Origin of the sequence: Ochrobactrum chromiisoli, from assembly GCF_026241335.1 — a bacterium.
In the GTDB taxonomy this organism is placed as follows: domain Bacteria; phylum Pseudomonadota; class Alphaproteobacteria; order Rhizobiales; family Rhizobiaceae; genus Brucella; species Brucella chromiisoli.
On the sequence record NZ_JAPHAV010000001.1, the window covers coordinates 640865 to 664401 of the forward strand.

A 23537-nucleotide genomic window follows, 5' to 3' on the forward strand; every position below is an offset into this window, starting at 1 on the left:
ATATCGAACGACTCCATGACAAGGGATAGCCTTGTCAGGCGGATTCCATTTTTATGGTTTTCCCCAACTTGGGTGATAATGACGGTTTTTCTGAGTCAGCTTTGCCCGTTTAGCAAGCATTTTTCATGGATGGTACCCGTCAGGGAAAACGTCTCAGGGGTATATATCCACCTGATCCACAGAATGCCACCCCCGCGCTGCATGACACCTATCTTATATAAGGTGTGTTTCCGGCATGAGTTCATGCATAAAGATGCATGATTATCCGGGTCGGCTTTGATTGACATTTTTTTTGTGAACGCCAATATACGCGCGGGATTAAACAATGCCGCCTTGAGGGCGGTTTTTTATTTCCACTTTAGTATGGGAAACGCTGCCTGGCCGGCCCTTGCCGGAGGCGCTGCAATGAAAAGGCTAATGGAGGCCTGCTGCAATGACCAACGTTACGACTGTGCAACCGCTTTACGACACATATAATCGTGCGGCTTTGCGCTTCGAGCGAGGTGAAGGCATCTGGCTTATTACCGAAAGCGGCGAGCGTTATCTCGATTTTGCGGCGGGCATCGCGGTTAATGCGCTGGGCCATTCTCATCCGCATCTGGTGAGTGCGCTCAAAGAGCAGGCTGATAAGCTTTGGCATCTGTCGAACCTTTATGAAGTTCCGGGTCAGGAAAAGCTGGGTCAGCGTCTGGTCGACGCGACTTTTGCGGACAAAGTATTCTTTACCAATTCCGGTGCGGAAGCACTTGAATGTGCGATCAAGACTGCGCGTCGCTATCATTATGTAAATGGCCATCCTGAACGCTTCCGTGTCATTACCTTTGAAGGTGCATTCCACGGCCGCACGCTGGCAACGATCGCCGCTGGTGGTCAGGCCAAGTATCTTGAAGGTTTTGGCCCGAAGGTCGATGGTTTCGATCAGGTTCCATTCGGCGATGAAGCCGCATTGCGTGCAGCCATCACCGATGAAACGGCAGCAATTCTGCTTGAGCCTGTGCAGGGCGAGGGCGGTCTGCGCGGTTTCCCTGAAGAGTTTATGCGCCTTCTGCGCAAGATCTGCGATGAAAAAGGTCTGCTGCTGATCCTCGACGAAGTGCAGACAGGCGTTGGTCGGACCGGCAAACTCTTTGCGCATGAATGGTCGGGCATCACGCCAGACATTATGGCAGTCGCCAAGGGTATCGGCGGTGGTTTCCCGATGGGTGCTTGCCTTGCAACGGCTGAAGCTGCCAAGGGCATGACGGCTGGTGTGCATGGCACCACTTATGGCGGCAATCCGCTCGCTATGGCCGTTGGCAATGCCGTGCTCGATGTCGTGCTGGCCGATGGTTTCCTGGAAAATGTGCAAGAAACAGCACTCACCATGAAGCAGGGCCTTGCATCGATCATCGATCGTTTCCCGAATGTCATTTCGGAAGTGCGCGGTCGCGGCCTGCTGCTGGGTATCAAATGTGTTGTTCCAAACGTGGCACTTATTCAGGCTCTGCGCGACGAGCATCTGCTCAGCGTCGGCGCTGGCGATAATGTCGTGCGTATTCTGCCTCCGCTGGTGACAACACCGGAAGAAGCGCGTGAAGCATTGGCACGTATTGAAGCAGCCGTTGAACGGCTTTCTGTCGCAAATCCGACCAGCAAGACGGCATAAGATCATGGCGAACAACGGTATCAAGCACTTCATTGACCTCTCGACGGTTCCAGCTGACGAATTGCGCGCGATCATGGAAGACGCAAAGGCACGCAAGGCGCGCCTGAAGGCTGGCGAGATCGAAAAGCCTTTCGCAGGCAAGGTTCTGGCAATGATTTTCGAAAAACCGTCCACGCGAACCCGTGTGTCGTTTGATGTTGGTATGCGTCAGCTTGGCGGCGAGACGATCATGTTGACCGGTTCGGAAATGCAGCTCGGTCGCAGTGAAACCATTGCAGATACGGCCAAGGTGCTTTCGCGCTATGTTGATGCGATCATGATCCGCACAACATCGCATGATCGGATGCTGGAACTGGCTGAATATGCAACCGTTCCGGTTATTAATGCACTGACCGACGACACACACCCTTGTCAGATCATGGCTGACGTTCTTACATATGAGGAACATCGCGGCTCGATCAAAGGCAAGACCTTTGCCTGGATGGGGGACGGCAACAACGTCCTGCATTCGCTTGTGGAAGCTGCGGCGCGTTTTGATTTCAACGTCAATATCGCAACGCCGGAAGGCAGCGAGCCGAAGCAGCAATATATTGATTGGGCAAAGGCAAACGGCGCGAACATCATGTCCACAGCGGACCCTGATCTGGCGGCACGCGATGCAGATTGCATCGTGACCGACACTTGGGTTTCCATGGGGCAGGAAGATCATGCTCGTGGCCACAATGTTTTTATGCCCTATCAGGTGAATGCTGATCTGATGGCTAAAGCTGACCCTCAGGCGCTTTTCATGCACTGCCTGCCCGCACATCGCGGAGAGGAAGTGACCAATGAGGTGATCGACGGCCCGCAATCGGTCGTCTTCGATGAAGCTGAAAACAGGCTTCACGCCCAGAAAGCCATTCTGGCGTGGTGCTTGCAAGGCAGCTGATTGGGAGCATAATTTGTCTGACAAGATCAGCAATGAGCATAACGAAGCCGAAGTCGTTCATATTGATCTGAACAATTTCGACTTCGCAGGCGATGACGCCGTTGTGCCTTTCCAGGTGGAAGGGCTCGACGTGCGTGGTCGCGCGGTACAACTGGGCGGCACAATCGATGCCATCCTGAAACGCCATAACTACCCCGAACATGTCGCACGCCTTCTGGCAGAAGCAACAGTTCTGACCACGCTTCTTGGCACATCGCTGAAATTCGAAGGGAAGTTCATTTTCCAGACGCAGTCCGATGGGCCTGTCGATATGCTGGTCGTGGATTTCCGCACACCGCATTCTGTGCGTGCCTATGCACGCTTTGATGCCGAACGTGTCGCGGAAGCGGTGAGCGCTGGCAAAACCCGTCCTGAAGAACTTCTTGGTCGCGGAACACTTGCTTTCACGGTCGATCAGGGCGCGCATACGCAGCGCTATCAGGGCATTGTTGCGCTGGATGGATCAACGTTGGAAGAGATCGCACGCACCTATTTCCGTCAGTCGGAACAGATAGCGACCGATATGCGGCTGAGCGTTGCAAAGCTCGTTGAGCGCGACAGTGATGGTAAGCTTGTCGAGTGCTGGCGCGCTGGTGGTCTGATGATCCAGTTCCTGCCTGAATCGGAGCTGCGCGCACGGGTGCCTGATCTTCCGGGTGGTGACGGCGATGAGAACACCGTTGTTCTTGATCTTGAAGATGACGGATGGGATGAAGCGCGTTCGCTGGTCGGAACAATCGAAAGCTCGGAACTGACCGACCCACAGGTTGGCTCTGAACGTTTGCTTTATCGTCTGTTCCACGAGCGCGGTGTGCGTATCTATGAAGCGATCCGTGTTGAGGACAATTGCTCATGCTCGCGCGACAAAATCGAAGGCGTGTTCAATAATTTCTCGGCGGAAGAAATTCAGGACAGCATTCAGGACGGCAAGATTTCCGTGACGTGTGAATTCTGCTCAACGACCTATGAGTTCGATCCTGCACAGTTTGCGAAATAATATTATGAGAAAGGCGCTTTGAAAAAAGCGCCTTTTTTAATTCAGGGTTCGTCTTGTCTCTGGAATATCCAGCGAGAAAGCCGGAATATCGACATCAAAGGCACTCCCATCCGGTAATTGCATTTGATAGCGCCCGACCATAACACCGGATGTGGTGCTGAGAGGGCAACCGGATGAGTATTGATAAGAATCGCCCGGATTAAGTGTGGGTTGCTCGCCGATGACGCCAGCACCCTTCACCTCTTCGATGCGGCCATTGCCATCGGTAATCTGCCAGTAACGTGAGCGCAGCTGAACGGTCTGCGATGAATTGTTGGCAATGGTTATCCGGTAGCCCCAGACATAGCGATTTTCGTCCGGTTCGGACTGGTCTTCGAGATAAAACGGTTCAGCCGTTACCTCAATATCCCGCGTTACCGCTCTGTACATGCATACCCGCCTTTAAGTCTTATCAAACATACTACACAAAGCTATCGCCAAAGTTGCGCGGGAGGTCAACGAATTGATGCCGACAAATGCATTGCAATTGCCGAAATGTTCCGGCAATTGCGTCGTTTAGGCATCAATCTTTAGCGCGCGGCTGCAAGCGCTTCCAGCACGTCCTCAACCAGATCATCCTGGTCTTCCAGACCGACAGAGATGCGCAGCATACCATCTGAAATGCCGAGTTCCGCGCGTGCTTCGTCCGTGAGGCTCTGATGTGTCGTTGTGGCCGGATGAGTGATGATGCTCTTTGCATCGCCCAGATTGTTGGAAATGCTGAACACCTGCAAAGCATTTTCGAACTTGAACGCAGCTTCCTTGCCGCCTTCGAGTTCCAGCGCGATCAGTGTCGAGCCGCCAGTCATCTGCTTGGCGATGATGTCGGCCTGCGGGTGATCGGCGCGGCCCGGATAAATGACCTGCTTCACACCTGCCTGACCAGCCAGTGCATCGGCCACGGCTGCGGCAGATTGCGTCTGCTGACGCACGCGAACGCCGAGCGTTTCAAGACCTTTCAGCATGATCCATGCATTGAACGGGCTCATGCCGGGGCCGGTATGACGGAAGTAAGGCTGGAGAACTTCTTCGGTCCATTCCTGATCGGAAAGAATGATCCCGCCCAGACAGCGGCCCTGACCGTCAATATGCTTTGTGGTCGAATAGACGACAATATGCGCGCCGAGTTCCAGAGGCCTCTGGTAAAGTGGCGTTGCAAATACGTTATCAACGATCAGCTTTGCGCCGATTTCATTGGCAATGTCGGCGACAGCTGCAATGTCGATCACCTCAAGCGTCGGGTTTGACGGGCTTTCGAGCAGCATGACTTTGGTGTTCGGACGAACAGCCGCTTTCCAGTTTTCAATCTTTGAGCCGTCGATGATCGAGAACTCGACGCCATAGCGAGGCAGAAGCGTTTCAATGATGTAACGCGACGAGCCGAAGACGGCGCGCGCACAGATAACATGCTCGCCCGCCTGTACCTGACAGAGAATAGAGGCGGCGACGGCCGCCATGCCGGATGTGAAAGCGCGCGCATCTTCCGCGCCTTCGAGCGCGCACATGCGCTTTTCAAACATATCTGTGGTCGGGTTGGCATAACGCGAATAGATGAACCCCGGATCTTCGCCCTTGAAGCGGGCCTCGGCAGCTTCTGCTGTCGGATAGAGAAAGCCTTGCGTCAGATAAAGGGCTTCTGACAACTCTGCAAAGCCCGAACGCAGCGATCCTGCATGAACGAGCTGAGTTGCCGGGCGAAACTTACGGGTAGTCTTATTCGTCATTTTTCCAACCTGTCGAAAGCTGGTCGGCCGGGGCCTGGAAATGCCTCGGCGGCCAATAAAAAACCGGCCTCGCGAACACGCAAAAGGCCGGTAACGAACCGCGGCCTTATTTTAGCGAATTCTTTAACGTGGCTGCAAGCCGGCCGGCCAAATCACCACGGAACACTTTTTCCTTATGCCTCTTGAGCGGGGCCGTCAATGCTTGAAGAAGAGCGAAGAATAGAAATTGGCGCGTAGCGATCCTGTTGTTGCAATTTAAAGCTGGGGAAACTGGCTAAAAAAGCGTTAAAAAGCTGGTCTTGATTATTATGAGCGGTCAATGGTCATAGACCGATTTTAAGTAATTCACGGAGTTGAGTGGCATGACGCAGAGGGAAGCAGGCATTCTGGCAGATGCGGATATTGCAGCACTCTTTGAAAGTGGTTTGCTCAAATCTGCGCGTCCTCTGGATGCCGACCAGATTCAGCCTGCAAGCCTCGATCTGCGACTGGGGGCAAAAGCCTATCGTGTACGCGCATCCTTTATGCCGGGTCCGGGCACGCCAGTCATCGACAAGCTGGAGCGCTTGAAACTCCATGAGATTGATCTGACCCAAGGCGCAGTTCTCGAAACCGGATGCGTGTATATTGTCCCACTGCTTGAAAGCTTGTCGCTTTCACCGGAACTGTCGGCATCCGCTAATCCGAAAAGCTCGACCGGTCGCCTTGATATTTTCACCCGCGTTATCGCCGATGGCGCGCAGGAGTTCGACAAGGTGCCTGCTGGCTATAATGGCCCGCTTTATCTTGAAGTCAGCCCACGTACTTTCCCGATTGTTGCGCGCACCGGCTCGCGGCTGTCGCAAATTCGTTTCCGTCAGGGACGTGCGCAGCTGACTGAAGCAGAACTTGCAACACTGCATCAGAATGAAACGCTGGTGGCGGCAGAACAGCCAAATATTTCTGGCGGCGGTATCGCACTCTCGGTCGATCTTTCGGGCGATAAAGACAGGCTGATCGGCTATCGTGGCAAGCACCACACGGCGGTTGTGGATGTCGATCAGCGTGCGGCACATGATGTTCTCGACTTTTGGGAGCCGATCTATGATCGCGGTTCGCGTGAATTGGTGCTCGACCCGGATGAGTTCTATATCCTCGTTTCGCGCGAAGCAGTGCATGTGCCGCCGCTTTTTGCGGCTGAAATGACGCCTTTTGACCCGCTGGTCGGCGAATTTCGCGTGCATTATGCAGGCTTCTTTGATCCGGGCTTTGGTCACACCGCTGCTGGTGGAACGGGAAGCCGTGCGGTTCTGGAAGTGCGCAGTCATGAAGTCCCGTTCATTCTCGAACATGGCCAGATTGTCGGCCGTCTTGTTTATGAGCATATGTTGAATCGCCCGAAGGCGCTCTATGGCATCGATCTGGGATCGAACTATCAGGCGCAGCAACTCAAGCTCTCCAAGCATTTCAGGTGATTGCGTTCTTCCTGATCCCGTTCATATAAAGTGGGATGTGGTGGAGGACAGCTCAGGTGAAAAAAGGGAAGGATGAGGTTCGGGAAACAACGGCAGATGCGCCATTGCGTCGTCTATCTGTCGGTATCGTTGCGCTGCCCGGCTTTACGCTGACGGCACTCAGCCTGTTTCTCGATCCGTTTCGCCTCGCAGCCGATGATCGCGATAAAAGCCGCCAGATCCGTTGCGCCTGGAAAATCTGCACCTTATCGGGCGATCCGGTGACATCCAGTTCCGGTATGGTGATCGAGCCGACCGCTCCGCTGGGGGCGCTCGATGAATGCGATTATGTGGCAGTTGTTGGTGGCCTGCTTGCACAATACCGTCCGCGCCAGCAGGCATTGGTTGATCTGATCAAACGCGCAGACAAGCGCGGCAAGACTGTGGTCGGCCTTTGCACGGCTGCCTTTCTGCTGGCCGAAAGTGAGTTGCTTGACGACCGTAATTGTTGTGTGAGCTGGTTCCATCGTGATGATTTTCTTGATCTTTTTGATGGCTATACTGCCGATACGACAAGTCTTTTTCATCGCAGTGGCCGACACTATACCTGCGCGGGTGGCCTGGGCGCGGCCTCACTTTCGCTGTCGATCATCCAGAATGAAATCTCTGAGGAACTGGCCCGTAAAAGCGCGTCTATCCTGATGATCCCTTACGAACTGGTGCGTTCAGAACAGCCCGCATTGAGCTTTAACGGCGTTCGCTCGCCGATGATCCGCAAGGCGATCCGCATTTTCGAGGAAACGCTGGAAGAGCCTGTGCCGATGATTGATGTGGCGCGAAAGCTTGGCATTTCGGTGCGCCAGATGGAGCGCGGGTTTCGCATGGCGATCGGCAGGACGGCTTTTGAGGTGCGCGAAGAATTACGGGTCAAGAAGGCGCGGGAGCTTTTGTCCGAAACCGGGCTGTCGTTGCTGGAAGTTGCCGTCGCCAGCGGATTTACCGACACGCGCAGCATGAATCGCTCCTTTGTTCGCCAGAAGCAAAAGCCGCCCCGCGATTATCGCAAACAGCGATGATTTTCTAAGCTTACTTGCGAATCCTGCTGGGAGCACCTATTTTCCGCGGCGAAACTGCCACTTTGGCAGGTGACAGAATACTGGAGATTTGCATGTCTGATGGTGTGAACCGATTTCTTGGCGATACGCCTGCGCGCGTGTTGATCAAGCTTGTGCTGATCTCGCTGGTGGTGGGCGTGGTGATGAGCGCATTCCACTGGACGCCTTATGATATTCTTTATGGCATCCGCGATTTCGTGCTGCGCCTTTGGAATATGGGCTTCTCTGCCATCGCAGGCTTTGCCGATTATCTCATCCTTGGTGCAGCTGTTGTTATTCCCGTCTTTATTTTGCTCCGAATCCTGAGTTATCGCAAATAAGCGATAGTCCGGGAAAATGAAAATGCCGCAGAACAATAGTTTCACTCTTTCGCGCCGTGGATTTCTGATTCTTGCCGGCGGTGCGCTGGCTTATGCAGCCCTACCGAAGGGCTTTGCTGAAGCTGCTGCGGGCGACGTTGATCCAACGGCCTTGTTCAATCAGATCCGCAAGGCCAATGGCCTGCCATCCATGACGACCGACAGCAAGCTTGAGAAGGCGGCCCTTTATCAGGCGCGCCGCATGGCAAGCTTTGGCAAGATCGGCCATTCGGTCGGTTGGGGCAATGGTTTTGTCTCGCGGCTCAAGCAGGCCGGCATTCGCGGTCCTGCGGCGGAAAATGTTGCGGCTGGTCAGCCCAATACGCAAGCCGTGTTTGATGCCTGGATGAAATCGCCGGGGCACCGCAAGAATATGCTCGATCCGACATTCGGACATTACGGGCTGGCATGGGCCACGCCTGAAAACAATCCCCGTCGCATTTACTGGGCCATGGTGCTGGGGCTTTAATCCTGCTGACATAAGGTTGTCAGGGCTGCGACAATGCGGTGGCGGAATTCGCTGTCGCTTTGAATGATTCCAGAATAGAGCTTTCCCTATAAGCGCATCCTGAGACGTGGCAAGCGGTTGTCGGATAAGATGTGCTTTAGAAAAAAGATTGGAATTATGGGAAAGCCGGGGATCAGATGCTGCACGATCAGAGCATTGTTTCCAGACCATTTGAAGTAAACCATCGCATGGTGATGATGATCGCCGTGCCGATGACACTTGCCGCCATTACCACGCCCTTGCTTGGGCTGGTGGATATGGGGGTGGTCGGTCAGATGGGGCAGGCTGAGCTGATTGGTGGCCTCGCTATCGGCGCGCTGGTGTTCGACTTTCTGCTGACCATGTTCAGCTTCTTGCGCTCAGGCACCACCGGACTTGTGGCGCAGGCGGTTGGTGCGGAAGACAAGGCCGAAGAACAGGCAATTTTCTGGCGTGCGATCATTATAGCGGTTGCCGCCGGTCTCTTGATGATCCTGAGCCTGCCGCTCGTGCTGACCATTGCGTCTGATTTCATTCATCCCACGCCTGCCACGCAGCAAGCGATGGCGACCTATGTGTCGATCCGCATGTTTTCAGCGCCGGTCGCACTCATTAATTATTCAGTGCTTGGCCTTCTGCTGGGGCGCGGGCAGGGCATTCTGGGCCTTAGCCTTCAGGTGCTGATTAACGGCATCAATATCGTGCTCTGTGTTGTGCTGGGACTGGAACTCGGCTGGGGTGTGGCCGGTGTTGCATGGGCGACCGTCACGGGCGAAACGGTCGCTGCTATCGTCGGTCTTGTACTTGTTGCACGCCACTTCAATCGCTCGACGGGACGTAAACCCGACTGGACGCGCATCTTCGACAAGCAAGGTCTGGTGCGGATGGTTGCGCTTAACCGCGATATTATGATCCGCTCGATTTTGCTGCTCACAGCCTTTGCTTATTTTACGCGGGCAGGTGCAGAACTTGGCACAGTAACACTTGCGGCAAACGCTGTTCTGATGAATTTCTTCCTTATCTGCGGCTTCTTTCTGGATGGCATGGCAGCCGCCGTTGAGCAAATTGTGGGGCGCTCAGTCGGCGCGCGCTACAGCCCGGCTTTTGTGCGCGGTGCAAAGCTCACCTTCGTCTGGGGACTGGTCATGTCCGGCTTGATTGCGTTCTTTTTGCTGGTGTTTGGCGATGCCATCATTGATCTTCTATCGAAAGCAGAAGATGTGCGTGATGAGGCCATCCGATATTTGCCATGGGCTGCTCTGACGGGGCTTACGGGCCTCCTCGCATTCCATATGGATGGGGTTTATATCGGCGCAACATGGTCGCGCGATATGCGCAACATGATGTTCTTCTCGCTGATATTCTTTTTGGTCGTTCTTTATGCAGTAAAGCCCGTGATGGGAAATCACGGGCTTTGGCTGGCAATCAATCTGTTTTTGTCCATTCGCGGCATCACGCTTCTGGCATTGCTGCCGCGCAGATATAAGGCAGAATTCTTTAAGCCCTAATCAGATAGGCGGCGCGCGGCCCATTCCTTTGTGTCGCGGTCGCGCAGGTCAGAAATGCTGGTGACACCTGCGGCCTTTACAGCCTCCGACAGGCCACGCACGATTTCCGATGCGAGGCCCGGACCGCGATAAATCATGCCAGTGTAAAGCTGGATGAGATCAGCACCCGCTTTGATTTTTGCAAGCGCCGTTTCAGCGCTATCAATGCCGCCAACGCCGATCAGGGGCATATCTGCACCGACGCGCTCGCGCATACGGGCCAGAATGATCGTCGAACGTTCAAACAGCGGCGCCCCGGAAAGACCACCGCTTTCTTCGCGGTTTTCAGCGCTGTTGAGACCATTGCGCGAGAGCGTGGTGTTGGAAACGATAATCCCGTCAAGCTTCTGCTCAAGGGCAACCGCTGCAATATCATCAAGCTCTTCGTCAACGAGGTCTGGTGCAATTTTAAGGAAAACCGGACGCTTTAGCGTGCACATCTTGCCTTCTTCATCGCGTGCGGCAAGCACACGCGAGAGTAGCTCGCGCAATGCATCGCGCGATTGCAGATTGCGCAGCCCCGGCGTGTTTGGCGACGAGATATTGACGGTGAAATAGCGCGCCAGCTGATAGAATTTGCGAATACCGGCAACATAATCGCCGATACGATCCTCAGCATCTTTGTTGGCACCAATATTGACGCCGACAATGCCGCTCTTGCCAGCGCGCTGCGACAGGCGCTTGAATGCTGCATCATGGCCTTCATTGTTGAAGCCAAGACGATTGATGACAGCGCGGTCATCCACCAGGCGGAAAATGCGCGGGCGCGGATTGCCGCTCTGCGGACGTGGCGTGATGGTGCCGACTTCCGTAAAACCAAAGCCGATTTTCAACAGCGCATCCGGCACTTCGGCATTTTTGTCAAAGCCAGCGGCCATGCCAACAGGATTTGGAAACTGCAACCCTGCAATCTTGACCGACAGCGCCGGGTCCTGCGGACGGCTACAGGTAACAATACCCGTTTTTAGTCCTGCGATGGACAGACCATGCGCTTGCTCGGCGTCGAGCGTAAACAAGGCACGTCGCCCAAAAAGTTTAAAAAGCCCGCTCATTTGTCCTCAAGCTCCGGGAAAATATGGAGACCATTTTCATCAAGCAGCAATGGCTCAACCTTCACGACCGCTGAGAGTGGCAGCACCGCATAAAGATGCGGAAACAAGGCGCCGCCGCGTGAGGTTTCGTATTTCAGCGCGTCGCCTAAAGAGGTCGCATCCACGCTTACCAGCAGCAGATTCGCTTGCCCGGTAAAATGTTTGGCGGCTGTTTCGCGCACCTGTTCATGGGTGGAGAAATGGATATAGCCATCGGCAACATCAACCGGTGCTCCGGTAAAAGTACCAGCCTGTTCTGCCTGCGCCCAGAGATCGCGCGGGGCGATCTTGTAGATGGTCGTTTTGGTCATGGCTGCTCTCTATCCCGAATTTATTTTAAAATCAAAGCATGACTTGTTCGTTTTTCTTGCATAGCTCCCATATGATGGGGGGCAGGATCGGAATAAGCCGATAGGAGATTTGACTATGTCTGGCCAAAACATGCCTTTGCTTCGCACACTCGTCGCTGTTTCATTTCTTGGCACGGGCTTTATAGCCAGCAGTGCTTATGCGCAGGATAATGGGCGCTATCGTATTGAAGGCACGGAAACCGGCTATGTGCGGCTGGATACGCGCACAGGTGCGCTTTCGGTCTGCAATGAGCAGCAGGGGCAGCTCATCTGCAAGATGGCAACCGAAGATCGCGAAGCATACGAGAACGACATTTCGGATTTGCAGGACCGCGTGAAAACGCTTGAGGACAAGCTTTCAGCGATTGAATCGGGCGCTGCATCCGCCACGCCTTCCAAGCTTCCCTCCGAGGCAGAGTTTGAACAGTCGCTTGGCTATATGGAACGCTTCATGCGCCGCTTCATGGATGTCGCCAAGAGCTTTGACAGTGAGCCTGAGAAGCCAGCAGCTGGCACGCAGCAATAAGCGTATGCTGCGAACGTAGCTCTTGCGCGCCATCGCTGAAAATGCTTGCCTTCCCACATCTGTTTGCTCAATAGGGGCTTAACAGGTGGGGAGGGAAGTTCGGCAATATGCAGGGCTGGGGAGTTTTAGGCGTTGCTTTTCTGTATTTGCTGATGTTGTTTGCCGTGGCAAGCATCGGCGACCGGCAGGCTGCACGCTGGAGCAGCGCTCCGCGCCCTTATATTTATGCATTGAGCCTCGCGGTCTATTGCACGTCGTGGACGTTTTTTGGCTCGGTCGGCCTCTCGGCTCAGCGCGGCCTGGAATTCCTGGGCATCTATATCGGGCCTATTCTGGTTTTCACGCTCGGCAATCGCCTCCTGCGCCATATCGTGCGATTGGCAAAATCAGAACATATCACCTCAATCGCCGATTTTCTGGCTGCCCGTTATGGCAAAAGCTTTGGTGTTGCGTCGCTTGCCACTTGTATCGCAGCAGTAGGATCCATCCCCTATATCGCGCTGCAACTCAAAGCCGTTTCGGGCAGTGTCGGACTGGTGATGGAGCATTATGGCGCTGCGTTTGATCCGTCATCTTTTGTGTTTGGCGATATTTCGTTGCCGGTAGCGGCGGTGTTGGCGGTTTTTGCGATCCTGTTTGGCACGCGCCACACGGATGCAACCGAACATCAGGACGGGCTTATTCTGGCAGTGGCGCTTGAGTCGGTTATTAAACTCTGCGCGTTTCTTATGGTCGGCTTGGCCTGTACTTTTTTCTTGTTTGGCTCCCCCGGCGAATTGATCGACAGAATTTCACACTCGCCAGCCGCACTTGACGCTTTTCACTATGAGACATCCATTGGCACATGGATCGTGCATACAATGTTGAGTGCCGCAGCGATTATCATGCTGCCGCGCCAATTTCATGTGACGGTTGTCGAAAGCCGCAGCGAGAAAGAATTGCGCACGGCTTTCTGGCTGTTTCCGCTTTATCTGATCCTGATCAACATCTTCGTTTTTCCGATTGCGCTGATCGGTGTGATGACGCTGGGCAATACAGTCAGCGGCGATCTTTATGTGCTGGCATTGCCGCTTTCAATTGGTGCGCACTGGCTGGCTTTGATCGCGTTTCTCGGTGGGCTTTCGGCTGCAACGGCGATGGTGATCGTTGCCTGCGTGGCGCTGTCGATCATGATCTCAAACCACCTGGTTCTGCCGCTGATCATCCGCAGACTGGCTGTTCGTCATCCCAATGGCCAGCACGATCTCACACAGATCATTCTCAACACGCGGCGGCTGACGATTATCGCCATTCTGGCGCTGGCCTTTGCCTATTATCGCATGGCGTCGAACAATATTCACCTCGCATCCATTGGCCTTATATCCTTTGCTGCCATTGCACAGTTTGTACCCTCCTTTATCGGCGGGTTATTCTGGCGTAACGCCAATGGGCGCGGTGCGATGCTGGGCCTTTTGGCAGGCTTTCTGATCTGGGCCTATACGCTGCTGCTGCCAACGGTTGCGCCGGAGGATGCAGCAATCCTGACCAATGGCCTGCTGGGTTTTACGGCCTTGCGCCCCGAAGCCCTGTTTGGCACCGATGCGCTGCCATTGACGCATGGCGTTATGTGGAGCCTCGCTGCCAACACGCTGTTTTATATTCTGGGTTCGCTTTCGCGTGCCTCGACACCGCTTGAGCGTATTCAGGCCAGTATCTTTCTGCCGCGCTATTCCATTACGGTGCCAACACTCAAACGATTCCGCACCACCGTCACAGTTGCCGAACTCAAGGCAACCATGGCCCGCTATCTCGGTGCAGAACGCGTTGAACGTGCATTTATCCGCTTTGAAGGGCGCGAGCAGCGCAGGCTCGATCCCGGTATGACGGTCGATACGCCATTGATCCGCTATGCAGAACAATTGCTGGGTACGGCGGTTGGCTCTTCATCGGCCCGTCTGGTTCTTTCGTTGCTTCTCAAGCGCAATGATGCATCGGCACGGGATGCGCGGCAATTGCTGGATGATGCTTCCATTGCCCTCCAACAAAACCGCGATCTCTTGCAGATTGCACTCGACCAGATGGATCAGGGAATCACCGTTCTCGACAAGGATTTGCGGCTCACATGCTGGAATCGCCAGTTCCGCAGCTTATTCGATCTGCCGGATGAGGTGATGCAGGTTGGCATTCCGGTGTCCGAGATTGTGGAGCATCTTGCACGCAGTGGCGATCTTGCTCCCAATGCGCAGCATGCAGCCATTCGTTCGCTGGCGACATTGCGCAAACCATGGCGACTGACGTTGAAATCGACGGGCAAGGTGCTTGAGATCAATTCCAACCCGATGCCGGATGGCGGACTGGTTGCGACCTACACCGATATTACCGCCGAAGTGGAGGCGGATTTGATGCGGCAGAGGGCGGCGGAACTTCTGGAGCAGCGCGTGGCTGATCGCACGGCAGAACTCACCCATGTCAACCAGAAACTGGCCAAAGCGCAGAGCGCTGCCGAAGAAGCCAATCTCGGCAAAACGCGCTTTCTGGCCGCCGCTGGCCACGATATTCTGCAACCGCTCAATGCTGCCCGGCTTTACAGCACTGCACTGGCCGAGAAGCTTGGTCGTGCAGAGACAAGCCAGCTTGCACGCAATATCGATTCTTCACTTGAATCGGTCGAAGCCATTCTCGGAATGGTTTTGGACATATCCCGGCTTGATACAGGTGCGCTGAAACCCGAGGCGACAGTTTTTCGGCTCGACCGCCTTCTAAGCCAGATTGCAACGGACTTCACGCCGATGGCACGCAAAAAGGGGCTGAAGTTGCGTGTAGTGCCATCAAGTATTGTGGTCAAAACCGATCGCAACATGTTGCGTCGGCTTATTCAGAATCTTGTTTCCAACGCGATTAAGTATAGTCGCAAAGGCAGCATCCTCTTTGGAGTTCGTCGCCGTGGCAAGTTTGTTGATTTGCAGGTGCTCGACACCGGCATTGGCATTCCGCAACAGAAGCTGAAGCTCGTTTTCCGTGAATTTACACGTCTTGATGAAGGAATGCGCGAGGCGGAGGGGCTGGGGCTTGGCCTGTCGATCGTTGATCGTATTGCGCGAATGCTTGAACTGCCACTGACCATTTCGTCCGAACCGGGCAGGGGCAGTGTGTTCATCCTACGCCTTCCGGTCAGCGATGAGATCGTGCCGGTTGAGGAAGTTGCCAGCCGCAAGGGCGTTAAGCGTGCATCCAGCCTGACCGGGCTCGATGTGGTCTGTGTCGACAATGACGCCAATATTCTTGCGGGTATGGAAACGCTCCTCCAAGGCTGGGGCTGCAATGTGACGACGCTTCGCAACGGTGCGGGTTTGAAAGTCTTCTGCGTTGAACGTGAGGTGGCGCCCGATATTATCGTGGCTGATTATCACCTTGATCATGAAAACGGGCTGGATATGATCGGCTTTGCGCGGGAACGCTTCGGCAGCGACATCCCGGCGATCCTGCTGACGGCGGATCGCTCCAAAGAAGTGCGCAAGCGGGCCGACGATGAAAATGTCATTGTGCTGCACAAGCCTCTGCGTCCGGCGGCATTGCGCTCGCTGCTTTCAAGCGCACTGCATCAGCGTCAGTCAGCCGCAGAATGAATGATCAGGGCGTGTCAGAGGTGAGCGTATCACTGCCAATCCGCGACAGAACAATGACGGCTTGCGTGCGGCTGTCAACGCCAAGCTTTTGTAAAACAGCGGAAACATGCGCCTTGACAGTCGCTTCCGAGACGTTGAGCTCATAGGCGATCTGCTTGTTGAGCAGGCCTTCGCCAAGCATTGTCAGAACGCGGGTCTGTTGCGGTGTGAGCGTCCTGATCTTGGCAATCAGGGCTTCGATTTCCGGGTCATGTGCCTGATCAAGATCAATATTCTCCGGCATCCAGACATCGCCTGCCAAAACGGCATGGACGGCTTCGCCAATGGTTTCCATGCTGGCAGACTTGGAAATAAAACCGGATGCGCCCAAGTCAAGCGCATGTCGAATCGTTGCAACATCGTCAGTTGCTGACACGATGATGATCGGCAGTGCAGGTTCAAGCGCTTTCAGGGCAACAAGGCCGGAAAGCCCCGTTCCGCCCGGCATGGTCAGGTCGAGCAGCAGAAGATCAATATCATCTCCGTCTGCGACCAGTTTTTTCGCAGCATCGAAATCGCCGACTTCAATGATTTCGGCCTCTTCCGGCAAGCTGGACAGCACTTGTCTGAGCGCGCCTCTGAAAAGCGGATGGTCGTCAGCAATGATAAACTGCATAAGCCTCGCACGCCATTTTGAAAGTCCTCCCCGAGCGATGCATTTTACATGCAACTGTTTCGTTTTATGCCGTTTTTCAATCCGGGCAACCAAAAATAGCGTTATCTGGCTGGTTTCTTATGTCGCATTGCCGCGTTGTGGCCGTATTATTTGCTAGTTTTAAGTTCGATCGAAAGCACCATGCTGTAGCGGGAATGAAAAGGCATCTTATGACGCGCAATACGCTTTATCCTGAAATTCAGCCCTTTAAAGAAGAGATGCTGCAGGTTTCACCCTTGCATCGCATCCATGTTGAACAATGCGGTAATCCCGATGGCAAGCCGGTTATCATGATCCATGGTGGCCCCGGCGGCGGTATAACGCCTGCTATGCGTCGTCTGCATGATCCCGAGAAATATCGTATCATTCTTTTCGATCAGCGCGGCTGCGGACGTTCCACGCCACATGCTGAATTGCGCGAGAATACAACCTGGGATCTTGTGGCCGACATGGAGCATATCCGCGCTCATCTTGGTATCGATAAGTGGCAGGTTTTCGGCGGCTCCTGGGGCTCGACATTGGGTCTGGCTTATTCCGAAACGCATCCTGAGCGGGTCTCGGAAATCATTCTGCGCGGCATTTTCATGGTTCGTCGGTTCGAAGTGGACTGGATGTATTCCAACGGCGCGAGCATCATTTTCCCGGACCACTTTGAGGCCTATCAGGAGCATATCCCCGAAGACGAACGCGGCGACATGATCGCAGCTTATTACAAGCGTCTGACTGATCGCGATCCGCAGGTGCAGCTTGCCGCAGCCCGTTTATGGGCGCGCTGGGAGGGTTCGGTGCTGTCAATCCAGCCTGATCCGGCGCGTGTGGAAGCATTTGGTGACGATCTTTATGCTGTCGCTTTTGCCCGTATCGAATGTCATTATTTCCAGAATCGGGGATTTTTGGAAAGCGATGACCAGCTTTTGCGCAATGTGGAGCGTATCCGCCAGATTCCGGGCGTCATTGTGCATGGCCGTTATGATATCTGCACGCCGTTTATCAATGCGTGGCAGCTTAAGAAAATGTGGCCGGAAGCCGATCTCAGAATCGTTGAAGATAGCGGTCATGCCGTGACAGAACCGGGGATCACACATGAACTGATCGAAGCGACCAAACGCTTTGCAGATTAACTTTAAAAAAGGCGCATTTTCTGCGCCTCTTTTTTTAGAGATCGTTAAAAAGCCCCTTTCAAATAGCGCCTTTTGAAAGTTTATCTTTTCTTTGAATATTTTCGCCTACAATCTAACGAGAGAACAATTGCGACCATATTCGGTTTCAAGTGTTTATCGTAAGGATTTTGTGGCGAAGCTTATCCGTTAGCAAGGACGGCCCGGTATAAGTTCGTGTTCGAGAGGGATACAGCAATGTTAAAGGAATTCAGAGAGTTCGCTCTCAAGGGCAATATGGTCGATCTGGCCATCGGTGTGATCATCGGTGGAGCGTTCGGTGGTTTGGTCAATTCCATCGTCAATGACATCATCATGCCGATCATTGGTTTGATCACAGGTGGTATCGACTTCTCCAATATGTTCATTCAGCTCGCCGGTGCACCTCAGTCCACGCTGGCGTCGGCTCGTGAAGCGGGTGCGACGATTGCCTATGGTAACTTCGTCACCCTGCTCATCAACTTCCTGATCATTGCATGGGTTTTGTTCCTCGTCGTTAAAGGCATGAACAGGCTCAAGAAGAAGGAAGAAGCAAAGCCGGAAGCCGCAGCAGAGCTTCCACGCGAAGAGGTTCTGCTCGCCGAAATCCGTGATCTTCTCGCAAAGCAGAGCAAAGCCTGAGTGCTTGACAAACGCTGACATAAAACGGGGCCTTATGGCTCCGTTTTTGTTTGATCCATCAATAGAGCTTATCGGATCATCACAAAATGCCACGTGATTTCATGCGTGTGCCTTGCTAAGCAGTGCAAAGACAATCCAAGTTTATGTGAGAAAACATGACGCTTATTGCCAATCTTCGACGCGAAGCAGCCCTTTCCCCGGAAAGCGGCATCATTACCGTAGCCAATCACGGTCGTGGCAAGGAAGGCATTATCCCGCTTTGGGTCGGAGAGGGTGATCTGCCGACCCCTGAGTTCATCCGCGCGGCGGCCCAAAAGGGCATTGCCGATGGTGAAACTTTCTACACATGGCAGGCCGGTATTCCCGATCTGCGTGAAGCCCTAGCCCGTTATCATGCGCGCCATTTTCCGCAACCGTTCAAACCGGAAAATTTCTATGTCACCGGCTCTGGTATGCACGCCATTGAGATGGCGCTCAAGGCAACAACAGGCGCGGGCGAAGAGGCAATTTATCTTTCACCGGCTTGGCCAAATTTCGTCGGCGCGGCAGGTCTTGCAGGGGCAGTGCCCGTACCTGTCGAACTTGAGTTTGGAGCCAACGGTTGGGTTCTCGATCCTGAAAGGATTGTAAGTGCGATCACACCGCGCACCCGCGCGCTGTTTATCAATACGCCCTCCAATCCCACGGGTTGGACCGGAGATCTTGATACGTTGCGTTTCATTCTCAATCTGGCGCGTGAAAAAGGCATCTGGATTATTGCCGACGAGATTTACACCCATTTCTATTATGGCGGTGGCCGTGCCCCTTCCTTCATGGACATTATGGAGCCGGATGACCGGATCATCTTCGTCAATTCTTTTTCAAAGAACTGGGCGATGACCGGTTGGCGGGTGGGCTGGATGAATGTGCATCCCTCCATCGGTCCGGCGATTGAAAACATGATCCAGTATTCCAATTCCGGTGTGGCGCAATTCATGCAGCGGGGTGCTGTTGCAGCCCTGGATCAGGGCGATGACTTTATTGCCATGCAGGTCGAACGCACGCGTTCAACACGGGACCGTCTTTGCGCAACGTTGCAGGAAACGGGAAGAGTTCGTCTGACACCGCCGCAAGGCGCGTTCTATCTGTTTTTCGGCGTCGAAGGTGTGACGGATTCGGTCAACGCCGCATTTGATATGGTCGATAACGCCAATGTCGGTCTCGCACCGGGCAGCGCATTCGGGGTGGGCGGCGAGGGCTTTTTCCGTCTCTGTTTCGGCCGAGATCCACAGCAGGTCGATGAAGCGGCGGCAAGACTGGTTCGCTGGATCAATAATCTTTAAAAAGAAAGGCCGGTGAAAACCGGCCTTTTTTCAATGCGTTGATGCTGAGTTGATCAGCCGCCGGCTTTAGAAACCATCAGCGGAATGATGCGGTCAGAATTTGCAGCTTTCGGCGCGTCCGGTTCAGCAAATGGAATGCCCAGCGTGTTCCAGACTTCCAGCAGCGCATCCTTGAGGCCATCAATCAGCGCATCGTCATGCAACGGTGATGGTGTGATGCGCAGGCGCTCGGTGCCGCGTGGAACGGTTGGATAGTTGATGGGCTGAATATAGATGCCATGCACGTCGAGAAGACGGTCGCTGGCTTTCTTGCAAAGCTCTGGATCACCGACCAGAATTGGAACGATGTGTGTTTCCGATGGCATGACGGGTAGGCCGGCTGCCGACAAAACATCCTTGGCGCGTTGCGACTGGCGCTGCTGGCCATCGCGCTCGACTTGCGAAGCTTTCAGGTGACGGATCGCAGCGGTCGCGGAAGCAGCGACTGCTGGCGGCAGCGACGTGGTAAAGATGAAGCCCGGCGCATAAGAACGCACGGCATCAATGATTGCACGTGAGCCGGTGATATAGCCCCCCAGTGCACCGAATGCCTTGGCAAGCGTGCCTTCGATAATATCCATGCGATGTGCAAGACCGTCGCGTTCGGTAATACCACCGCCGCGCGCACCATACATGCCAACCGCATGAACCTCATCAATATAGGTCATGGCATTATATTTCTCGGCCAGATCGGCAATCTTTTCAATTGGCGCAATGTCGCCATCCATCGAATAGACGGACTCAAATACGATCAGCTTGGCGCGGGAACGGTCCGCAGCCTTCAAAAGCTGTTCCAGATGCTCAACGTCATTGTGACGGAAAATCTTTTTCTCTGCACCGGAACGACGCACACCCTCGATCATCGAAGCGTGGTTTAATTCGTCAGAAAGGATCAGGCAGTTTGGCAGCAAGCGACCGATGGTCGAGATCGACGCTTCGTTGGAGACGAAACCGGATGTGAAGACAAGGCCTGCCTCTTTGCCATGCAGATCGGCAAGTTCGGCTTCAAGCTCAACAAGCGGGTGGTTATTGCCCGAAATATTGCGGGTGCCGCCTGCGCCGGAACCGGCGCTGTTGGCCGTATCGCACATTGCCTGAATGACATCGGGATGGTGCCCCATACCCAGATAGTCGTTCGAGCACCACACAGTGATCTCACGTGCTGAGCCATTGTTACGCCAGGTAGCGCGGGGGAAACGTCCAACAATGCGTTCAAGATTGGCAAAAACGCGGTAACGTTTCTCGGCGTGCAGCTGGTCGATCGCTTCTTCAAAAAACCGGCGATAGTCCATTATACGCTCCTTAGTTATGCTCTAGTACCGCTTTTGCATCTCTGCGTCCATGGCAGATTGACGGGCAATTTGCCACGTTTTCGTGAGGCTGCATTGATCAAAATCAAATAAATAGCCAAGTTTTTTAGCGTGTTATTAAACGGTAGATGAATTTCGGCGCCAGATCTCTGCGGCGAACATAGACCCGTGGCATCCCGAACGGATCATCACTTGCTCTTGCGCGGGCATGGACTGTTGTGGTGGCGGTTTCATACCCGGCTTCACGGCACATTTCACGATGAACGGGAAGATTGCCGCCATAAGGGTAGGCAAAATTTGTCACTTCCGATCCAAGCATATCCTCAAGCACGGTTTTGCACTGAGCGATCTGACGGCGGGCTTCGTCGTCCGGTGTTTTCTCCAGATTGACGTGGTCAAGCGTATGCGCGCCGACCTCGTGGCCGAGTGCCGCCCATTCACGCATTTGCCCTACCGACATACAGGGCGATTGCGGTACCCCCAGAGCATTGTCCCAGACATTGCTGCCGCCGATCTGATTGGCGACAAAATAATTGGTGGCAGTAAAACCAAATTCAGCAAGCACCGGCAGCGCATTTTCGTAATTGTTGAGAAAGCCATCATCAAACGTAATGACCGCAACTTTGCCGGTCTTCTCGCCCTTGATGTAGGGCATGGCATCGCGCAGCGAAAGACCCTGATAGCCAAGCCTCTTTAACCACGCCATCTGGCTGCGGAATTTGTCAGGATGCACCCAAAGCCCGCGAAACGGAATTTTCTTGTGCGGTAAAGCGGCGATCTGATGATAAAGAAGAATCGGAACAGCCATATGTCTCACTTCGATCTCGCAGAGAATTGGCGCACGCGCATCCGGTAGAGGGGGCGCAGGATTTCACGTGCAAGCTTGTCCTTGAAGGATTTTTTGTGCTGAATTGTCGTGCCGCCAAGCTCGGCAGAGATTTCTTTCACCCCGCCCGGAATGACGGCAAGTGGCTGTAATCCAGTCACCCAGCGCATCTGCACGGTGGTATCGACAGGTCGGTCAAACTGTTGAGTTGCGGCAAGCAGTTTTTTCGCGGCATCAAAGCTGACAAGTTGCGCCACCATGCCAAGCCCAATCGGGTTGGGGATGATGATGCGTAATTGATCATTGCGGAAAACTTCGCGGCCCTGTTCCCGGTCGCGGAACGTGAAGCGTACAAAGCTGCCCGGCTCGAAATGATTGGTGACAGCGTGAAACGCGGCATGGAAAACGTCTGTCAGTTCGATGTCATCTTCAATGATAAAGCCAGCATCCAGTTTCTGATCGACAATAGCCTGCCATGCTTTGCGGTGGGATAGAAAGCAGGCAATCTCATTTTTGCTCAATTCAAAAGGATAGCGGGGCGCGTGAAGTTTGCGCCGATAAACGCGCTTTATCTCCGCATCTGACAGCGTACGGCTATCAACAGCATCAATGATCTCGGCTTTCACATGCAGTTGCTGGATGAGCTTTTCGACTTGCGGTCTGCGATCCGTCGCGCGCGCCAAGTGAATGATGAGGGCCTTGATGTTCATGGTAAACCTGAGCGTATAGCGCGTAAAGTCAGCCGAATTGGCATTCTATATCTGCTATGTGCTCAATTTGCGCAAGTCGCACCTTCTATCCAACCTTGTGAAGATGTCCGATAGCGATCTTTTCTTCGATCCATTTGCGCTCCGCAGCCCAGTCATGCCGTTTCCAGCCCTCCCAGCTAAAGCCGCATATTTTGATCTCCCAGTCGGGCTGCGAGTATTTGCGTAAAACCAGCCAGATGCCGAAGAAGCCGGTGCTTGGGAACACCTTTTTCATCTGATCTGGGGTAATGCCCAACTCTTCGCAGACAGAAAAATAATCCTTTGAGGGCATGATGCGGATTTTTTTGCCAGCACGGCCAAAATAATCGATGGCCTCATTTGTCCAGTCGGCGCGTCGACCTTTGAGGCGGGACAGGATATTGGGCTGGTGGTGAAAGCGTTTGATGATGCTCGGATGGAACGCAAACAGAAGTTCTGGCGCATTGCGGACAATGTCCGAATTGATAAAAGCCGGGTCTTTGATCCACTGTTCCATTTGTTTGCTCGATGTGGCGAGCATCAGCATATCTGTCTTTGTGCCCGTCATGCCACGCGAAACGCGCGGCTCGTTGAAGCGAAGCACAAGATCAGCGGTATCTATCTGTGCGGATAAATCGTTCTCGACAGGGCCGTTGCCGACAATGAATATGGTTCTTTTCATATGGTGTGGGATCTTGTCTCGTGAGTCACAATTTACAGATTTAAACAAAATGCGGCTGTTGTAACCCTCTAAAACACCCCTCACGGTTTTACTCTACATTTAGCAATCACTTTTTTCGTACGCTCTAACGAACTGCGTTACTGTTCGCCATGTTTACGCGCGCTGTTCCAGCATTGCAGCCATGCAGTTTATGCACTTCTCAAAACGATTAAAAAGACGGAAGCTTCAGAGTGGGAGGAAGGTAAAAAGCCCAGCACTCAAAGGTGCTGAAGA

At 53.8% G+C, this 23537-nt stretch carries 22 protein-coding genes and 1 riboswitch; of the genes, 13 read left to right on the top strand and 9 right to left on the bottom strand.

The genetic code is table 11. The features are described 5' to 3' along the window. The first annotated feature begins 433 nt into the window (after positions 1–433). Genes OPR82_RS03020 through OPR82_RS03030 form a run of 3 tightly spaced genes read left to right on the top strand, consistent with a single transcriptional unit; the run spans position 434 to position 3609 of the window. On the top strand, positions 434–1645 hold the full coding sequence (locus tag OPR82_RS03020; protein ID WP_265982944.1) for an aspartate aminotransferase family protein: 1212 nt from the start codon (positions 434–436) through the stop codon (positions 1643–1645). 4 nt (positions 1646–1649) lie between these two features. Next, the gene (gene argF, locus OPR82_RS03025; RefSeq protein ID WP_265982945.1) at positions 1650–2573 is read left to right on the top strand and encodes an ornithine carbamoyltransferase; all 924 of its coding nucleotides are present in this window, start codon (positions 1650–1652) and stop codon (positions 2571–2573) included. A 13-nt stretch (positions 2574–2586) separates the two neighbouring features. Then, positions 2587–3609, top strand: coding sequence for an Hsp33 family molecular chaperone (locus OPR82_RS03030; protein ID WP_265982946.1), 1023 nt, complete (start codon positions 2587–2589; stop codon positions 3607–3609). A gap of 36 nt (positions 3610–3645) precedes the next feature. Here the strand turns inward: OPR82_RS03030 and apaG are convergent, their stop codons facing one another. Continuing rightward, positions 3646–4038 (bottom strand): Co2+/Mg2+ efflux protein ApaG, encoded by a 393-nt coding sequence (apaG, locus tag OPR82_RS03035; protein WP_265982947.1) that lies wholly within the window; start codon positions 4036–4038, stop codon positions 3646–3648. Between the two features lie 140 nt (positions 4039–4178). Next, on the bottom strand, positions 4179–5372 hold the full coding sequence (locus tag OPR82_RS03040; protein ID WP_265982949.1) for an O-succinylhomoserine sulfhydrylase: 1194 nt from the start codon (positions 5370–5372) through the stop codon (positions 4179–4181). A gap of 88 nt (positions 5373–5460) precedes the next feature. Beyond that, positions 5461–5541, bottom strand: a riboswitch (SAM riboswitch). A 193-nt stretch (positions 5542–5734) separates the two neighbouring features. On the opposite strand from OPR82_RS03040, the gene OPR82_RS03045 reads away from it, so the two are divergent. The 5 genes from OPR82_RS03045 (at position 5735) to OPR82_RS03065 (ending at position 10274) form a co-directional block, all read left to right on the top strand. Then, positions 5735–6826 (top strand): 2'-deoxycytidine 5'-triphosphate deaminase, encoded by a 1092-nt coding sequence (locus tag OPR82_RS03045; protein ID WP_265982950.1) that lies wholly within the window; start codon positions 5735–5737, stop codon positions 6824–6826. 35 nt (positions 6827–6861) lie between these two features. Further along, entirely contained in the window at positions 6862–7881 is a 1020-nt protein-coding gene (locus OPR82_RS03050; RefSeq protein ID WP_265982952.1) for a GlxA family transcriptional regulator, read from the top strand. Between the two features lie 92 nt (positions 7882–7973). Next, a complete protein-coding gene (locus tag OPR82_RS03055; RefSeq protein ID WP_187546315.1) occupies positions 7974–8240 on the top strand; it encodes a DUF6460 domain-containing protein in 267 nt (88 codons plus the stop codon). A 22-nt stretch (positions 8241–8262) separates the two neighbouring features. Beyond that, positions 8263–8748 carry a CAP domain-containing protein gene (locus OPR82_RS03060; protein ID WP_265982953.1) on the top strand — a complete coding sequence of 162 codons (486 nt, stop codon included), beginning with the start codon at positions 8263–8265 and terminating at the stop codon, positions 8746–8748. Positions 8749–8924: 176 nt separating this feature from the next. Further along, positions 8925–10274, top strand: coding sequence for an MATE family efflux transporter (locus OPR82_RS03065; RefSeq protein WP_265982954.1), 1350 nt, complete (start codon positions 8925–8927; stop codon positions 10272–10274). On the opposite strand, the gene OPR82_RS03070 is transcribed toward OPR82_RS03065, so the two are convergent. Together OPR82_RS03070 and OPR82_RS03075 are read right to left on the bottom strand one after the other, a co-directional pair. Next, positions 10271–11365, bottom strand: a complete 1095-nt coding sequence (locus tag OPR82_RS03070; protein ID WP_265982955.1) for a quinone-dependent dihydroorotate dehydrogenase — start codon at positions 11363–11365, stop codon at positions 10271–10273. The genes OPR82_RS03065 and OPR82_RS03070 overlap by 4 nt on opposite strands. Next, positions 11362–11715 carry a DUF952 domain-containing protein gene (locus OPR82_RS03075; RefSeq protein WP_265982957.1) on the bottom strand — a complete coding sequence of 118 codons (354 nt, stop codon included), beginning with the start codon at positions 11713–11715 and terminating at the stop codon, positions 11362–11364. Before OPR82_RS03075 ends, OPR82_RS03070 begins: the two co-directional genes overlap by 4 nt. A gap of 115 nt (positions 11716–11830) precedes the next feature. Here OPR82_RS03075 and OPR82_RS03080 point away from each other — a divergent pair, with 115 nt between their 5' ends. Together OPR82_RS03080 and OPR82_RS03085 are read left to right on the top strand one after the other, a co-directional pair. Next, on the top strand, positions 11831–12280 hold the full coding sequence (locus tag OPR82_RS03080) for a hypothetical protein (RefSeq protein ID WP_265982958.1): 450 nt from the start codon (positions 11831–11833) through the stop codon (positions 12278–12280). A 107-nt stretch (positions 12281–12387) separates the two neighbouring features. After that, positions 12388–15885 (top strand): PAS domain-containing hybrid sensor histidine kinase/response regulator, encoded by a 3498-nt coding sequence (locus OPR82_RS03085; RefSeq protein WP_265982960.1) that lies wholly within the window; start codon positions 12388–12390, stop codon positions 15883–15885. A gap of 4 nt (positions 15886–15889) precedes the next feature. On the opposite strand, the gene OPR82_RS03090 is transcribed toward OPR82_RS03085, so the two are convergent. Then, complete coding sequence (locus OPR82_RS03090) at positions 15890–16540, bottom strand: response regulator transcription factor (RefSeq protein WP_265982961.1); 651 nt, start codon at positions 16538–16540, stop codon at positions 15890–15892. A 209-nt stretch (positions 16541–16749) separates the two neighbouring features. Here OPR82_RS03090 and pip point away from each other — a divergent pair, with 209 nt between their 5' ends. The 3 genes from pip (at position 16750) to OPR82_RS03105 (ending at position 19679) form a co-directional block, all read left to right on the top strand. Next, on the top strand, positions 16750–17700 hold the full coding sequence (pip, locus tag OPR82_RS03095) for a prolyl aminopeptidase (protein ID WP_265982962.1): 951 nt from the start codon (positions 16750–16752) through the stop codon (positions 17698–17700). 234 nt (positions 17701–17934) lie between these two features. Continuing rightward, complete coding sequence (mscL, locus tag OPR82_RS03100; RefSeq protein WP_265982963.1) at positions 17935–18357, top strand: large conductance mechanosensitive channel protein MscL; 423 nt, start codon at positions 17935–17937, stop codon at positions 18355–18357. 155 nt (positions 18358–18512) lie between these two features. Continuing rightward, the gene (locus tag OPR82_RS03105; protein WP_265982964.1) at positions 18513–19679 is read left to right on the top strand and encodes a pyridoxal phosphate-dependent aminotransferase; all 1167 of its coding nucleotides are present in this window, start codon (positions 18513–18515) and stop codon (positions 19677–19679) included. Positions 19680–19732: 53 nt separating this feature from the next. Here the strand turns inward: OPR82_RS03105 and hemA are convergent, their stop codons facing one another. From hemA to OPR82_RS03125, 4 genes are all read right to left on the bottom strand, one after another. Beyond that, positions 19733–21010: a 5-aminolevulinate synthase gene (gene hemA / locus OPR82_RS03110; RefSeq protein WP_265982965.1), complete on the bottom strand. Its 1278-nt coding sequence runs from the start codon at positions 21008–21010 to the stop codon at positions 19733–19735. 124 nt (positions 21011–21134) lie between these two features. After that, on the bottom strand, positions 21135–21836 hold the full coding sequence (locus tag OPR82_RS03115) for a polysaccharide deacetylase family protein (protein ID WP_265982967.1): 702 nt from the start codon (positions 21834–21836) through the stop codon (positions 21135–21137). A 5-nt stretch (positions 21837–21841) separates the two neighbouring features. Further along, a complete protein-coding gene (locus tag OPR82_RS03120; RefSeq protein WP_265982969.1) occupies positions 21842–22564 on the bottom strand; it encodes a glycosyltransferase family 25 protein in 723 nt (240 codons plus the stop codon). Between the two features lie 85 nt (positions 22565–22649). Further along, positions 22650–23264, bottom strand: coding sequence for a glycosyltransferase family 29 protein (locus OPR82_RS03125; RefSeq protein ID WP_265982971.1), 615 nt, complete (start codon positions 23262–23264; stop codon positions 22650–22652). Between the last annotated feature and the right edge of the window lie 273 nt (positions 23265–23537).